The organism is Brevundimonas sp., assembly GCF_023259385.1.
In the GTDB taxonomy this organism is placed as follows: domain Bacteria; phylum Pseudomonadota; class Alphaproteobacteria; order Caulobacterales; family Caulobacteraceae; genus Brevundimonas.
In genome coordinates, this window is record NZ_JAHFPF010000071.1 from 1 (window position 1) to 13,972 (window position 13,972).

12 protein-coding genes and 2 pseudogenes are annotated in these 13,972 nt (G+C 69.4%); 7 read left to right on the top strand and 7 right to left on the bottom strand.

What is annotated here, in order from left to right; genetic code table 11:
- The coding region (locus Q0C81_RS07310) for an EAL domain-containing protein (RefSeq protein ID WP_291835711.1) at window positions 1-1,010 on the bottom strand (1,010 nt) is incomplete at its 3' end.
- Between the two features lie 109 nt (window positions 1,011-1,119).
- Here Q0C81_RS07310 and Q0C81_RS07315 point away from each other — a divergent pair.
- Together Q0C81_RS07315 and Q0C81_RS07320 are read left to right on the top strand one after the other, a co-directional pair.
- Entirely contained in the window at window positions 1,120-1,890 is a 771-nt protein-coding gene (locus Q0C81_RS07315) for an SDR family NAD(P)-dependent oxidoreductase (protein WP_291835715.1), read from the top strand.
- Between the two features lie 10 nt (window positions 1,891-1,900).
- Window positions 1,901-2,809 carry a lipid A biosynthesis acyltransferase gene (locus Q0C81_RS07320; protein ID WP_291835719.1) on the top strand — a complete coding sequence of 303 codons (909 nt, stop codon included), beginning with the start codon at window positions 1,901-1,903 and terminating at the stop codon, window positions 2,807-2,809.
- A 119-nt stretch (window positions 2,810-2,928) separates the two neighbouring features.
- Here the strand turns inward: Q0C81_RS07320 and Q0C81_RS07325 are convergent.
- From Q0C81_RS07325 to Q0C81_RS07345, 5 genes and pseudogenes are all read right to left on the bottom strand, one after another.
- Window positions 2,929-3,483 (bottom strand): annotated as a pseudogene (locus Q0C81_RS07325) (response regulator); the annotation flags it as partial.
- Between the two features lie 63 nt (window positions 3,484-3,546).
- Window positions 3,547-4,377, bottom strand: coding sequence for a M23 family metallopeptidase (locus Q0C81_RS07330; RefSeq protein ID WP_291835726.1), 831 nt, complete (start codon window positions 4,375-4,377; stop codon window positions 3,547-3,549).
- Window positions 4,377-4,577 (bottom strand): DUF2093 domain-containing protein, encoded by a 201-nt coding sequence (locus Q0C81_RS07335; RefSeq protein ID WP_291835729.1) that lies wholly within the window; start codon window positions 4,575-4,577, stop codon window positions 4,377-4,379. The genes Q0C81_RS07330 and Q0C81_RS07335 overlap by 1 nt, the downstream gene beginning before the upstream one ends.
- Before the next feature lie 322 nt (window positions 4,578-4,899).
- A complete protein-coding gene (gene xseA, locus Q0C81_RS07340; RefSeq protein WP_291835732.1) occupies window positions 4,900-6,378 on the bottom strand; it encodes an exodeoxyribonuclease VII large subunit in 1,479 nt (492 codons plus the stop codon).
- 149 nt (window positions 6,379-6,527) lie between these two features.
- Complete coding sequence (locus Q0C81_RS07345) at window positions 6,528-9,173, bottom strand: TonB-dependent siderophore receptor (RefSeq protein WP_291835736.1); 2,646 nt, start codon at window positions 9,171-9,173, stop codon at window positions 6,528-6,530.
- 88 nt (window positions 9,174-9,261) lie between these two features.
- Between Q0C81_RS07345 and Q0C81_RS07350 the strand changes: the two genes are divergently transcribed.
- Genes Q0C81_RS07350 through purD form a run of 3 tightly spaced genes read left to right on the top strand, consistent with a single transcriptional unit; the run spans window position 9,262 to window position 11,223 of the window.
- A complete protein-coding gene (locus tag Q0C81_RS07350) occupies window positions 9,262-9,429 on the top strand; it encodes a hypothetical protein (RefSeq protein WP_291835750.1) in 168 nt (55 codons plus the stop codon).
- Window positions 9,430-9,446: 17 nt separating this feature from the next.
- Window positions 9,447-9,890: a hypothetical protein gene (locus tag Q0C81_RS07355; RefSeq protein ID WP_291835738.1), complete on the top strand. Its 444-nt coding sequence runs from the start codon at window positions 9,447-9,449 to the stop codon at window positions 9,888-9,890.
- 58 nt (window positions 9,891-9,948) lie between these two features.
- Complete coding sequence (gene purD, locus Q0C81_RS07360; protein ID WP_291835741.1) at window positions 9,949-11,223, top strand: phosphoribosylamine--glycine ligase; 1,275 nt, start codon at window positions 9,949-9,951, stop codon at window positions 11,221-11,223.
- 12 nt (window positions 11,224-11,235) lie between these two features.
- On the opposite strand, the gene Q0C81_RS07365 is transcribed toward purD, so the two are convergent.
- A complete protein-coding gene (locus tag Q0C81_RS07365; RefSeq protein WP_291835744.1) occupies window positions 11,236-11,958 on the bottom strand; it encodes a murein L,D-transpeptidase catalytic domain family protein in 723 nt (240 codons plus the stop codon).
- A gap of 125 nt (window positions 11,959-12,083) precedes the next feature.
- Between Q0C81_RS07365 and Q0C81_RS07370 the strand changes: the two genes are divergently transcribed.
- Together Q0C81_RS07370 and Q0C81_RS07375 are read left to right on the top strand one after the other, a co-directional pair.
- Entirely contained in the window at window positions 12,084-13,400 is a 1,317-nt protein-coding gene (locus Q0C81_RS07370; RefSeq protein ID WP_291835747.1) for an amidohydrolase family protein, read from the top strand.
- Between the two features lie 49 nt (window positions 13,401-13,449).
- Window positions 13,450-13,972 (top strand): annotated as a pseudogene (locus tag Q0C81_RS07375) (TIGR01459 family HAD-type hydrolase); the annotation flags it as partial.

The window sequence follows — 13,972 nt, forward strand, 5'->3', positions numbered from 1 at the left end:
GCCGGTCCGTTGTCGAGATCCAGAAGCTGTTCGATCAGCAGGTCGGCGGCGACCTTGAGGAACTTCACGTCCGAACGCTGCAGGTCGGCGAAGTCGAGGTCCAGCGTCTGGACCTTGTCCAGCGAGAAGCGGAAGCCGAGGTCCGCCAGCTTGGCCATGTTGCGGGCCTCGACGGCGCCGCGGGCGTCGAACACGGCCTGGCCCAGCTCGAAGATCAGGGCCTGGTTCAGGTCGCGGTTCTCGCTCAGGAAGTCGAGGAACTGCGGGAAGAAGGTCTCATCGCCCAGCGAGGACAGGGCCACATTGCAGAAGACGCCGACCTTGCGGTCCTGACGGGCCAGGCGGCGCACGATCTGGGCGCAGCGGAACAGCAGCAGGTTGTCGATGGCGGGCACCAGCCCCTCGCCCTCGGCGACGGACAGATACTCGGCCGGCATCATCACCCGGTCGTCGGCGGCGCGCAGGCGGGTGAAGCTTTCGTAGAAGATGGTCCGGCGCTGCGGCAGGGAGACCACCGGCTGCAGGTAGAGGTCGACCCGGTTCTCGGCCAGGGCCTCGTGGATGGTCTGCAGCAGGACGTTGGACTGCTGGCGGTGACGCGCCTCGAACGGGCTGGCGGGGACCGGTTGCTGGACCCGCTCCTCGATGGAGACGCTCATCTGCTGGATCAGGGTCTCCAGCATGCGGACTTCGCCCGACAGCTGCTCGGTCGAGGTCAGGGCTCCGGCCTCGATGGCCTGGGCCAGTTCGGTCAGGGCGCCCTGTGTGGACTCCATCGCGTCGGCCAGCAGGCGGTGGGCCTCGCGGACCTGGTCGATTTCCTTCTTCAGGGCGGCGCGCTGAGTTCGTCCGACGACCAGGACGTGGATCGCCATCAGCAGGCCCGCGGTGCCGAAGCCGGCGGCCACGCCTGCGCCGCCGCCGAGACCCGCGCGCCACAGGAAGGCGCCGACGGTCATCGCCAGGAACAGGTAGCCGAAGAACAGAAAGCCGTTGGTTATGGCGCGCATGGGGTACGGAGTTTCCGCCTTCCCGGATGGAATCGCCCGAGTATCGGGGTATCACGGCAATACGCATAGGGTCCGAACACGGATTCTCCCCACGCTTTCGAGGTTAACGATGGAATTGTTCGACCTGACCGGCAAGGTCGCGGTGATCACCGGCTCCTCAAAGGGCATCGGCAAGGCGATCGCCGAGCGGATGGCCGAGCACGGCGCCAAGGTCGTGATCTCGTCGCGCAAGGCCGGCCCTTGTGACGAAGTGGCTCAAGCGCTGAACGCCAAGCACGGCGAGGGCACGGCCATCGCCGTCCCGGCCAACATCGCCTCGAAGGAAGAACTGCAGCGGCTGGTCGACGAGACCATCGCCGCCTTCGGCCAGATCGACATCCTGGTCTGCAACGCGGCGTCCAATCCCTACGCCGGGCCGATGGGCGGCATCACGGACGACCAGTTCCAGAAGATCTTCCATAACAACGTCCTGGCCAACCATTGGCTGATCCAGATGGTCGCGCCGCAGATGGTGGAGCGGAAGGACGGGGCCATTCTGGTGATCTCGTCGGTCGGCGGCCTGCGCGGCAACGCCCTGATCGGCGCCTACAACGTGTCCAAGGCGGCGGACATGCAGCTGGTGCGCAACCTGGCGGTCGAGTTCGGCGCGTCGAACGTGCGGGTCAACTGCATCGCGCCGGGCCTGATCCAGACCGACTTCGCCCGCTACCTGTGGGAGAACGAGGAAGTGCTGAAGGTCACCGTCGAGCCCAATCCGATGAAGCGCATCGGCCAGCCGGACGAGATCGCGGGCACCGCCGTCTATCTGTGCAGCAAGGCGGCGGCCTATGTGACCGGCCAGACCCTGGTCGTGGACGGCGGGCTGACGATTGCCTGGTGACGGTCCCAAGGTGAGCTTCGGCCAGGATCTGGCCTGGCGGCTGGAAGGCGTGGCCTTCGCCGGCCTGATCGGCCTCATGCGACTGCTGGGGCTGACGCGGGCCTCCGCGGTCGGCGGCTGGCTGCTGAAAGCCCTGGGGCCGATGACCGGCACCCAGAAGACGGTGATGCGCAACCTGCGCATCGCCTTCCCGGACATGCCGCGGGCCGAGCGCGAGGCCCTGGCGACCGCCCAGTGGGAACAGACCGGCCGCACCTTCGCCGAGACCCTGGTGATGGATCAGCTGACCCCGGCGTCGGGACGGATCGAGATCGTCGGCATCGAGCGGCTGCACGCCATTCGCGACAGCGGCAGGCCGGCGGTGCTGGTCTCGGGCCACATGGCCAATATCGAGGTGATGGCGGCGGTGATCGTGGCGGCGGGCGTGCCCTGCCAGGTGACCTATCGCGCGGCCAACAATCCCTATGTCGACAAGCAGATCCGCGAGGCGCGGGCCCGCTACGGCGTGACCCTGTTCGCGCCCAAGGGCGGCGACGGCGCGCGCGAGCTGCTGGCCGGGATGGCGCGCGGCGAGTCCGTGGCCCTGATGAACGACCAGAAGTTCTCGGAAGGCCCCGAGGTGACCTTCTTCGGTCAGCCGGTGAACGCGGCGCCGGGGCCCAGCCGGCTGGCCCTGCGGTTCGGAACCTTCATCCAGCCGATGTCGGTGGTGCGCCTGCCGGGCGTGCGCTTCCGCGTGACGGCGCATGAACCGATCGAACTGGAGAAGACCGGCGACCGGTCGGGCGACATCGTCCGCGGCGTGCAGGCGATCACCACCTTCATCGAGGATCGGGTGCGCGAGCATCCGGTCGACTGGTTCTGGGTCCACAAGCGCTGGCCGCAGAAGGTCTATGACGCGCTGGACGCCGAGCGCTAGACCATTTTTGCTTCAGGTCGGATCGACCTGAATCCAAAAAATGGTCCAGCATCAAACTGGAGCGAAATCTGAGCCGAGCCGGACTACGTCCAACTCGACCGATTTCGCTCTAGACCGCCTCAGACCTCGTGCGGCCGGTCCGTGGCGCGGCGCTTGGGCCCCTTGTCGTCGGCGCTCTGCACCCGGCGGCGGTCGGGCCCGAAATAGCCGTCGGTCTTCACGAACGGGCGTGGGCGGAAGATCACCGCCTGGATGCGGTCCAGAATGGCCTTGGCGGTGATCGGCTTGACCACGAACTCGTTCACCCCGGCGTCGCGCGCCTCGTAGACGCGCGTCTTCTCGGAGTGGCCGGTCATCATGATGATCGGCAGATAGGGATTGGCGCTGTCGGGACTGTTGCGCACCAGGCGGGTGAACTCGACGCCGTCCAGCGGAAACATGTTGAAGTCGACGATGACCAGATCAACGGCATGGTCGCGCAGGATTTCGAGCGCGGCGGCGCCGTCGGCGGCCTCGCGCAGCTTGCGGATTCCGGCGGACTGAAGAACAGCGGAGGTGATCGCCCTCATGTGCTGGTTATCGTCAACCAGAAGAACCTGAAGGGCGGCGAGGGAAGACATGCAGGACAGCTTGGTGGAGACGGCCAAACCGTCGGCGTTCGCGACGTCTAGGGCCGGATTCGGCCCGCGTCTATCAGCGAACGCTGTTTCAACTTTAGCGTAAACGGCTAAGCTTGCTCAGGATTTGACCAGCAGCGACGGATCGAGGTTCCGATCGCGCCATTTCATGCGCCAGCACAGGTGGGGACCGGTCGCTCGCCCGGTCATGCCGACCCGCCCGATCAGATCGCCGCGCATCAGATCCTGCCCTTCCCGGACCTCCAGCCGCGACTGGTGCAGATAGGCGGTGATCAGGCCCTGACCGTGATCAATCAGGACCAGCCCGCCCTCGAAATGCAGCGACGGCTGGGCCAGGGTCACCCGGCCGGGCGCCGGCGCGCGAATGGCCGAGCCCTGCGGCGCGGCCAGGTCGATGCCGAAATGGGGCCGGGCGGGCGTGCCGTTCAGCACGCGCTGGGCGCCCCAGCGGCTGGTGATGCGGAAGCTCTCCAGCGGCCAGGCGAAGCCGTCACGGAAGCCGTCCGCGTCGGTACGGCTGGCGAAGCCCTCGGTCTTGAGCAGAACCTCGTCCCGGATGCGGGCCAGCAGGGCCGGGTCCGAGGGCTCCACCGTCGCCGGCGGCAGGCCGTTGACCGCCGTGGAGGGGAAGGTCCCCGCCGCGATGGACAGCACCCGGCGGGCCGAGCGGCCGTCCGACCGGGCCTCGATCTCGACGCTGCCCGCCGCATCGCGGTCGAAGCCGACGATGAACCATCCGTCGGCCGAGGCGGCGGTCAGGGATTCGCCGTCGACGAAGACCAGCGCCCGCGGCCAGGTCCGGCCGATGGCGTGGCCGCCCTGTACGAAGCGGCCGGTCAGGTCGAGGTCGGAGCCCGTGGTCTGCGCGCGGGCGGCGCCGGCGGCCAGAAGCGCCGCGCTGCCGGCGAGCAGGCCGCGCCGGTCCAGCATCAGGGCTGCTGGCCCAGCCGCTGGAAGGCCTCTTCGGGGCCGGCGTAGGCTTCCTGAAGCCGGGCCGACCAGTACCGCAGGGTTTCCAGCGGGATCGGTTTTCCGGAGACGGCGCAGGTGACGACACGCCCGGGCTTCAGGACGGCGAATTCGCCATCGCCGTAGTGGAGCGTCGCCTGTTCACCGGGAGATTGGACCATAACGACAGCCTAGCTTGAGCGAACGGGAAGCGCCAAGGCCCTGGCCGACCCTGTCGGGCTAAAAACGCCGAATCCCGCCTTCCCGGCGCATCCGACGCGGATCAGCCGGAAAAAGTGCACTCGGAAAAAATGGAGTGCACATTGTGCACAAATTCGCCTGAGGCGGGGGAAATCGAACGGGCTCAACCGGAGCGTCGGGCGTGTTTGATTGTCAAAGATCCGAGGACCGGCACCCTAGCAGGGGGACGCGTCGAATCTGGGCGTAGGGGTGATCCGAGGCTCCGCTCCACCGGTCATCCCGGCCGGAGCGCTGGAGATGCGGCTAGAACAGATCGCCCTGCCCCGGAGCGGCGGGCTTGGGCTTCGCCGCCGGGCGCGGTTTGGGCTCCACGAGCGCCGGAGACGGGGACGCCCCCTCCCCCTCTATCCGCGCGCCCTTCGAGCCGTCGGCGAAGACCAGACGCACGGCCTGACCGTCGTGCAGCCCGGCCGCGGAGGCGATCATGGCCCCCTCTGCATCCTCCACACGGGCGAAGCCGGGCTTGGGCCGCTTCGGATCAAGGGTCGCCAGCGCCCGCGACAGGGCGGCCAGCCGGGTCTCATCCCGCTCAAGCCGGCGCGGCAGCAGCGGATCGAACCGCCCGGTGACGGCGGTCAGGCGATCCCGGCGCCGCTCGGTGGCGCGATCCAGCAGCCCCCGCGACAGGCGGGCTGAAACCGAGGCGTACTGCCGTTCGTGCACCGCGACGTTGCGATGGAGGGCTGAGCCGAGGCGGCTTCCGGCGTGATCCAGCCGCTGCTGCGGCAGGGCCAGCAGGTCCTCGGGCCGGGCCGGCAGGCCGCGGGCGGCGGCGCGCAAACGGGTGCGGCGGTCTTCCAGCAACCGTCCCCCGGCGCGGGCCAGGCGGCGCTCGAAATCGGCCACGGCGTACTGCAGGTCGGCCAGCACCGGGGTGGCGATCTCGGCGGCGCCGGTCGGCGTCGGCGCGCGGCGGTCCGAGACGAAGTCGATCAGGGTGGTGTCGGTTTCGTGCCCGACGGCCGAGATGATCGGGATGGAGGCGGCGGCGACCGTGCGGGCCAGCCCCTCGTCGTTGAAGCACCACAGGTCCTCGACCGAGCCGCCGCCCCGCGCGACGATGACCACGTCGGGACGCGGAACGGGGCCGTCAGGCGTCATCGCATCGAAGCCGCGAATGGCGTTGGCGACCTGGCCCGCCGCGGCGTCGCCCTGGACCACCACCGGCCAGACGATGACGCGGCACGGCCAGCGCTCGGCGATGCGGTGCAGGATGTCGCGGATCACCGCGCCGGTCGGGCTGGTGATGACGCCGACCTTGGCCGGGAAGGCGGGGATGGACTTCTTGCGCGCGGCCTCGAACAGCCCCTCGCCGGCCAGCCTGGTCTTCAGCCGCTCCAGCTGGGCCAGGAGGGCGCCGGCGCCGGCGGCCTCCATGCTCTCGATGACGATCTGGTACGACGAGCGGGCCGGATAGCTGGTGATCTTGCCGGTGACGATGACCTCCAGCCCCGACTCGGGCCGTACGCCGAGGCCCCGGACCGAGCCCTTCCAGATCACGCCGTCGATGGCGGCCTTGTCGTCCTTGAGCGTCAGATAGACGTGGCCCGAGGCGTGGTGGTTCACCTTGGAAATCTCGCCGCGCAGGCGGACATGGCCGAACCGGTCCTCCAGCGTGCGCTTCAGGGCGAACGACAGTTCCGAGACCGTCTGGGGCGGATTGTTGTCGCGCGGCGCCTGCGGTTCGTCCGCCGGGCCTTCGAAGACGTAGTCGTCGGTCATGGCGTCAGCCTAGACCATTTTTGCTTCAGGTCGGATCGACCTGAATCCAAAAAATGGTCCAGCATCAAACTGGAGCGAAATCTGAGCCGAGTTGAACTTCGTCCAACTCGACCGATTTCGCTCTAGCGAGGCGCGGAGCCGGGCGAAACTCAGAACCGCTTCGTCAGGCCGATGCTGATCACCCGACCGCGCGGATCGGCGGCGATCGGATCGTAGCCGAGCGCGAACTGGGCCAGCGGCGGGTCGGAATCCGCCACGTTCATGACGCCCAGCGAGAGGTCCAAGGCCGAAGAGAGGGCCCGGACGTACTGCAGGTCCACCGTGGTCCAGTGATCGATGGTCGGATCGGTGATGCCGCTGCGGTCGTTGCGATAGCCGCCGGTGTAGTGGGCCAGGACGGTGATGGTGTCGCTCGGCCCCGACCAGCCGAGGGCGAACTCGCCCCGGTCCTGCGGCATCGACCGCGCGAGGGTGTTCAGATTGGTCGAGCCCAGGCCCGAGGTGGTCGGCGCGCCAGGCGCCAGGCGGATGTCGTAGCGGTCCACGTACGTCCACGTCGCCGAGGCCGAGAAGCGGCCGTCGAACAGGTCGCGTTCATAGCGAGCCGAGAGATCCAGCCCCTGGGTCTCGATGGAGGAAGCGTTGGCGAAGCGCAGGTCCACGAAGGTCAGGGCGCCGCCGGGCGCGCGGGTGACGCGGGCCTGCGCCGCCGTGCCTGTCAGGCCCGCCAGATCATCCGCCGTCGCGCGGTCGATGACGGCCTGGGCGGATTCCTTGACGATCAGGTTGGTGTAGTCGATCCGCCAGGCGTCGAGGCCGATTTGCAGGCCGCGAAGGGGCGCCCAGACCGCCCCCGCCGTCAGGGTCTCGGATTCCTCGGGCTTCAGATCGGGATCGCCGGTGGTCAGGGTGTTGACGAAGACGAAGGCGCCGCGATCAAAGACGGACGGTTGCGACGCCTGAGCCCCGGCCAGCGCATAGACGGACGGGTTGCGGAAGCCCTGTCCCCAGGAGGCGCGCAGGGTCAGGGCGTCGGCGACATCCCAGCGCACGGCCACGCGGGGGCTCAGCGCGCTCTCGCCGCCGTCATAGACCTCCTGGCGGGCGGCCAGCTGGGCCTCGATGGCGTCGCCGAGGCGGATGCGGGCCTCCGCGAAGGCCGAAAAGACTTCCTGGTCGCCGTCGAAGTCGGGCGAATAGCCTGCCGTCAGCAGCTCGCCCGCATTGACCAGATCGCTCCAGTCGTGGCGCAGGCCGCTGCGGCGATACTGGACGCCGAAAGCCAGGTCGGCCCCGCCGCCGGTCCAGTTCAGGGCCCGGCCGCTCGTCTGGGCGTCGACGGTGGTCAGGGTGGCCGCGCCGCGCAGGCCGGTCGAGCCGATCAGCCCTGCGACCAGCGTGGGGTCATTGGCCGAACCGGTGCGCAGGTAGGCGCTGCCGAACGGGTTGAAGTACCGGCAAGGTCCGGCGCCGGGCGTTCCCGTCGCCGGATTGCAGCCCGCGCCGCCCAGGCCGTTCAGGGCGTTCTGCAGGGCCGTGCCGATCACGTCGGGCTTGTCATAGGCGATGTGCTGGCGGCTGGAGGTCGCCGACAGGTCCCAGGTCCAGCCGCTCGCGAAGCGCCCGGCCAGGCCGCCCGCCAGACGCCAGGTCCGGTAGTCGAACTCGGCCTGGGACGCCCCGGCCTCGGCGCCCAGCAGACGCCCCCGGAACTGCACCGCCTCGCCGAACGGATTGTCCGGATGGGAGGCCGGCACGGTCAGGCTGCGGGCCAGGATGGGCAGGGACGGGCTCTGACGCGCGATGGTCTCGGTCGAGGACCAGGCGGCCTGCAGCCGGACATCCACCGCGCCCACCGTGCGGCGCCATCCGGCGAACAGCTGGGTGCGGGTCTCTTCCGGCGACAGGTCGAAGAAGTCCGAATAGTCGAGGCGGCAGAAGGCGTCGGTCGGACTGTTGCGGAAGGCGTGGGTGAAGGCGGGATTGGTGCAGTTCGGATCCGGCGCATAGGCGTTCGTGCTGGGCCGGAAGTAGGAGCCGGGCTGGCCGTAGCTGGTCACGGCCGTCCATGCGGCGCGGCCATAGGTCTGGGCCTGGGTGAAGGCGCGTTCGTCCGAGCCAAGCGCCGACCGATGCAGATGCGATGCCGCCAGCGTCAGGTCCCCGCCCGCGACCCGCAGGCCGCCCAACGCCTCGATCAGGGTCTCGTCCGCCCCGTCCATGAAACCGTACCGGACACGCAGCTCGGGCTGGTCCACGCCGTCGCGGGTGATGAAGTTGACCACCCCGGCCACGGCGTCGGAGCCGTAGAGGGCCGAGGCGCCGTCCTTGAACGTCTCGATGCGCCGCAGCGCGATCAGGGGCACGAGGCTGTTGATGTCGACGAAGTTCGAGCCGTCGGCGGCCACGGCAGCGCTGGAGGTCCAGCGCAGGCCGTCGACCAGCACCAGGGTCGAGCCGAGACCGAGGTTGCGCAGGTTGAACTGGGCCGTGCCGGAGCTCTGCGGCTGGTTCAGCTGGTCCACGCGCGCTTCGGAGCCGGAGTTGGCGGTCAGCAGCTGAAGCACCTGGGCCGCGTCGGTGACGCCCGCTCGGTCCAGCGTCCGATGGTCCAGGATCTCGACCGGAGCCAGCTTTTGGGCCCCCGACAGGCGCGAGCCGGTGACGACGACCTCGTCCAGCGAGTCCGGCGCGGTCGGGGGCGCGGTCTGGGCTTGGGCGGCGCTGGCCAGGGCGCAGAATGCGGCTCCGGCGAGGAGGGCGAAGCGGCGGTCGGTACGAAGGGAATCGAACATGGTCGGGCGGTTTAGGTCGCCTTGGCCGCAAGGGACAGGGTGAAGCTTGACGCCACGGCAGGGGGAACGCCGTTCAGGTGTGGGTCGTTTGCGGATCATGCCCGCCGACCCGCCCGATACCGATCCTGGAGACGAGACGCCGCGCGAACGCGGCCTGCGCGAGCGGAGCGACACGCCCGCCGTCAGCCCGTGGGTGATCCTAGGCGGCATCTTGATGTTGGGCGGGCTGGTCTACGTCGTATCCGCCCTGCTTTGATCCCGAGGAGAGTTCCGATGATCCGCACCGCCCTTCTGAGCGCCGCCGCCGTGAGCCTGCTGGCCGTCGCCGCCTGCTCCGACAACACCACCGACGACGTGGTTCAGGCCCCCGCCCCGGGCGCCGCGCCCGCGCCCGTCACCGAGACCCGCGCCCAGACCGCCCAGACCACCGCCGCCCTCGCCTTCGGCATGACCCGCAAGGAGCTTGAGGACGCCGATCTGGTGTCCGCGAACTTCACCGATCTGGGCGATATCGAAACCCTGGTTCTGGACGCCTCGGGCGCGCTGACGCAGGTGGTGGTCGAGCTGGAAGGGCCAGGCGACCGCAAGGTGGCCCTGCCGATCGCCGAGATCAGCCCGATCGCCCACGCCAACGGAACCGAGAAGAATCTGACCACCACGCTGAGCGCCGCCCAGCTGGCCGCGCTGCCCGAATGGACCCCTCCGCCGGCCGGTTAAGGTCGTTTGGCGCCGCTCGTGACTTGACCGCCTTCGCAGGTGCGGTCATTGCGCGGGCATGAATATCCTGCTGGTCGGATCAGGCGGGCGCGAGCACGCCCTGGCGTGGAAGATCGCCCAGTCACCGCTGGTGAAGCGGCTGGTCATCGCGCCCGGCAATCCGGGCATGGAAAAGCTGGGCGAACTGCGCCCGGTCAAGGTGACCGACGCCGACCAGCTGGCGGCCCTGGCGCGCGAGATTCGCGCCGATCTGGTCGTGGTCGGCCCCGAGAGCGCGCTGGAGAAGGGTCTGGCCGACCGGCTGAACGCGGCGGGCATCCCCTGCTTCGGTCCGACGGCCAAGGCGGCCCAGCTGGAGACCTCCAAGGCCTTCTCCAAGGCCTTCATGGAACGCCACGAAATCCCGACCGCGGGCTTCGGCGTCTATGAGCGGCTGCACGAGGCCCGGCAGGCCCTGACGGTGTTCAAGCCCCCCTACGTCATCAAGGCCGACGGCCTGGCGGCGGGCAAGGGCGTGGCCATCTCGCCGACCAAGCGCGAGGCGGAGCGCGAGATCGAATGGATGCTGGGCGGCCGCTTCGGCCAGGCCGGGGCCCGCGTCGTCATCGAAGAGTTCATGGCCGGCGAAGAGGGCTCGCTGTTCGCCCTGTCCGACGGCCGCCACTATGTCCTGCTGGGCGGGGCCCAGGACCACAAGCGCGCCTATGACGGCGATCTGGGTCCGAACACGGGCGGCATGGGCGCCTATTCCCCGGCCCCGGTGTTCACCCCCGAACTGGTCGAGGCCGCCGAGCGCGACGTCGTCGCCCCGGTGATCGCCGGGATGGCGGCCGAGGGCATGCCCTATCGCGGCGTGCTGTACGCCGGCCTGATGGCCACCGACGAGGGCCCCAAGGTCGTCGAGTTCAACGCCCGCTTCGGCGATCCGGAATGCCAGGTGCTGATGATGCGGCTGGCCGGCGACATCGTGCCGGTGCTGCTGGCCTGCGCGCGCGGCGACCTGAGCCGGACGCCGCCGCCCGAGTTCCTGCCCGAGACGGTGATCTGCGTGGTCATGGCGGCGCAGGGCTACCCCGACAGCCCGGTCGAGGGGTCGATCATCCGCGGCGCCGAGCAGGACTTCGGCCCGCATGTGCAGGTCTTCCACGCCGGAACCCGTCGTCAGGAAGACGGCCAGCTGGTCGCCGCCGGCGGCCGGGTGCTCAACATCTGCGCCCGCGGCAAGGACATCGCCCAGGCCCGGGAACGCGCCTACGCCGCGATCAAGAAGATCGACTGGCCCGGCGGCTTCAACCGCACCGACATCGGCTGGCGGGCGCTGGAGCGGGAATAAGCCGCCCGGCGCTTAAGCCCAGGCGAACAGCAGGCGGCCTTCGCCCATACGGTCACGCAGGCGCGGCAGGTCGGTGTGAGCCACCGAGAAGCAGCCGTAGGAGCGGCCCAGCTTGCCTTCGCGGGCGAGGAAGGCCGGATCGGCGTAGTCGGCGCCGTGGATGATGATGGCGCGCTCGCGGGCGTTGTTGTTGGTGTACTCCAGCCCGTCCAGCAGGACGTTCGGGCCCTGCTGGGCGCCCCAGCCGGCGCCGGCGGTGGCGTAGGCGCCGACCGAGGACTTGAAGCTTTCCGGGGTGTTGGAGAAGCTGCGGGCGTAGCCGGAGTGGTCCGGATCGGACCCGCGGCCGTGGCAGGTGCGCATCAGGGTGACGGCGCCGCCCTCGAGATCGACCTCGTAGAGACGCTCTTCGCCCGAGAATTTGGTGAAGTCGACCAGATACATGCGGTCGCGCTGGGTGATCTTGTGATCGTGGATGTCGAGCGCGGCCAGGGCGCGCTGCATCAGCTCGGGACGGACCTGGCCCCGCGGATCCAGCAGACGGGTGGAGTTCAGATGGGCGGTGATGGCCTCAGGCTCGGCCGGAGCGACGGCAATGCGCGGAGTCTGGACCGGAACGGCCTGTGCGGTCGTCAGCGGTGTGAAGACGCCGGTCGGCCGGGTCGCCGCCGCTGAGGCGCAACCCGACAGGAGGGCGGCGCCGCCCAGAATGAATCCACGTCTTGCTAGCCGCATGCGACGCCCCTCGCACGTTTCACAGGAAGTGACGGGTTGTTTCAAAAGCGACCGAGGTTAGCAACCTGAGCCTTGGAGGATGGCCGGAGACGGGTATGGTGATCCGGGGACCAAGGGAGGATTTCGTGAAGTCGATCACGTTGATGCTGGCGGCGCTCGCCGCATGTGTGGCCACAAGCGTCGCCGCGCAAACACCCGCGACCACGTCCGTTTCGCCAGAGGCGGGAACCACGTTCGTTCAAGTGGGGCGACTTCTGGCCGATCCGTCCACCGGGATTGTGCAACGCGATAAAACTCTCGTGATCAGAGGGAACCAGGTCGTCGAAATCCGCGACGGCTTCGTCGGCGAAGGGCGGATCGTCGATCTGAGGGACGATTTCGTCCTGCCCGGACTGATCGACAGCCACGTGCATCTGACCGGTCAGCAGAACCCGAATTCACGGCTGGAGGGGGTGACCCAGTCCAGCGCGGACGAGGCCATGGTCGGCGCCCGCTACGCCCGCCGCACCCTCCTGGCCGGCTTCACCACCGTGGCCGATCTGGGCGCGACCAACGAAGCCATCTTCGCCCTGCGCGGCGCGGTGGCCCGCGGCGACGTGCCGGGCCCGCGGATCATCGCCTCGGGTGCGGCGGTGTCGATCCATGGCGGCCATGGCGACGTCAACGGCTACCGCGAGGACATCATGCATCTGTTCACCGGGGAGAACATCTGTTCCGGCCCCGAGGACTGCATGCGCGCGGTGCGGCTGCAGGTGCGGGCCGGCGCCGACATCATCAAGATCACGGCCACGGGCGGTGTGCTGTCCAACACCGCCGCCGGCCTGGGCCAGCAGTTCTCGGACGAGGAGCTGGCCGCCATCGTCGACTCCGCGCACCGCATGGGCCGCCAGGTCACGGCGCACGCCCACGGCGGAGACGGGATCAACAGCTTCCTGCGCGCCGGCGGCGACTCGATCGAGCACGGGACCTATCTGGACGCCGAGTCGATCCGGCTGATGCGCCGCGACGGCGTCTATCTGGTGCCCACCCTGATGGCCGGCGACTTCGTGGCCCGCATCGCCTCGGGTCCCGACAACTTCTTCACCCCGGCCCAGACCGCCAAGGCGCTGCAGGCCGGGCCGCTGATGCTGGACATGGCGCGCCGGGCGCATGAGGGCGGCGTCCGCATCGCCTTCGGCACCGACAGCGGCGTCTCCGCGCACGGCGACAACGCCGGCGAATTCGTCCTGCTGGTCCGCGCCGGACTGACGCCGCTGGAGGCGATCCAGACAGCGACCGTCAACGCCGCCGCCCATCTGCGCATCTCCGGCGAGGCCGGACGGATCGCGCCGGGCATGCCGGCCGACCTGATCGCCGTCAGCGGCGACCCGATCGCCGATGTGACGGCGCTGCAGCACGTCGGCTTCGTGATGAAGGGCGGGACGGTCTACCGCGAGGACTAGGGTCTACCCTGCCCTTCACCCGGCGCCCCCGAACCGCTATCTCGGGCGCATGACCCTTCCGCACGCCCTTTCCGGCCTCGGCGAGATCGCCGGGGACTACGACATCCTGCTCTGCGACGTCTGGGGCGTGATCCACAACGGCCGCGAAAGCTGGCCCGCGGCCTGCGAGGCCTTGACCCGCTTCAACCGCGAAGGCGGGCACGTCGTCCTGATCTCCAACTCGCCCCGCCCCGGCCCGGGCGTGGTCAGCCAGATGGACGCGCTGGGCGTGCCGCGCGACAGCTGGAGGGCCGTCGTCACCTCGGGCGACGCCACCCGCGCCGAACTGGCCAAACGCGCGCCCGGCCCGGCCTGGCTGATCGGCCCCGAGCGCGACGCCCCCCTGTATGAAGGCCTGGGCCTCCAGACCGTCGCCGACGCCTCGGGCGCCGCCTTCATCTCCGTCACCGGCTCCTATGACGACGAGGTCGAGACGCCGGAGGACTATCGCGAGCGCCTGGCCGCCGCCGCCGCGCAGGATCTGGAGATGATCTGCGCCAACCCGGACCGGGTGGTTCAGCGTGGCGACCGGC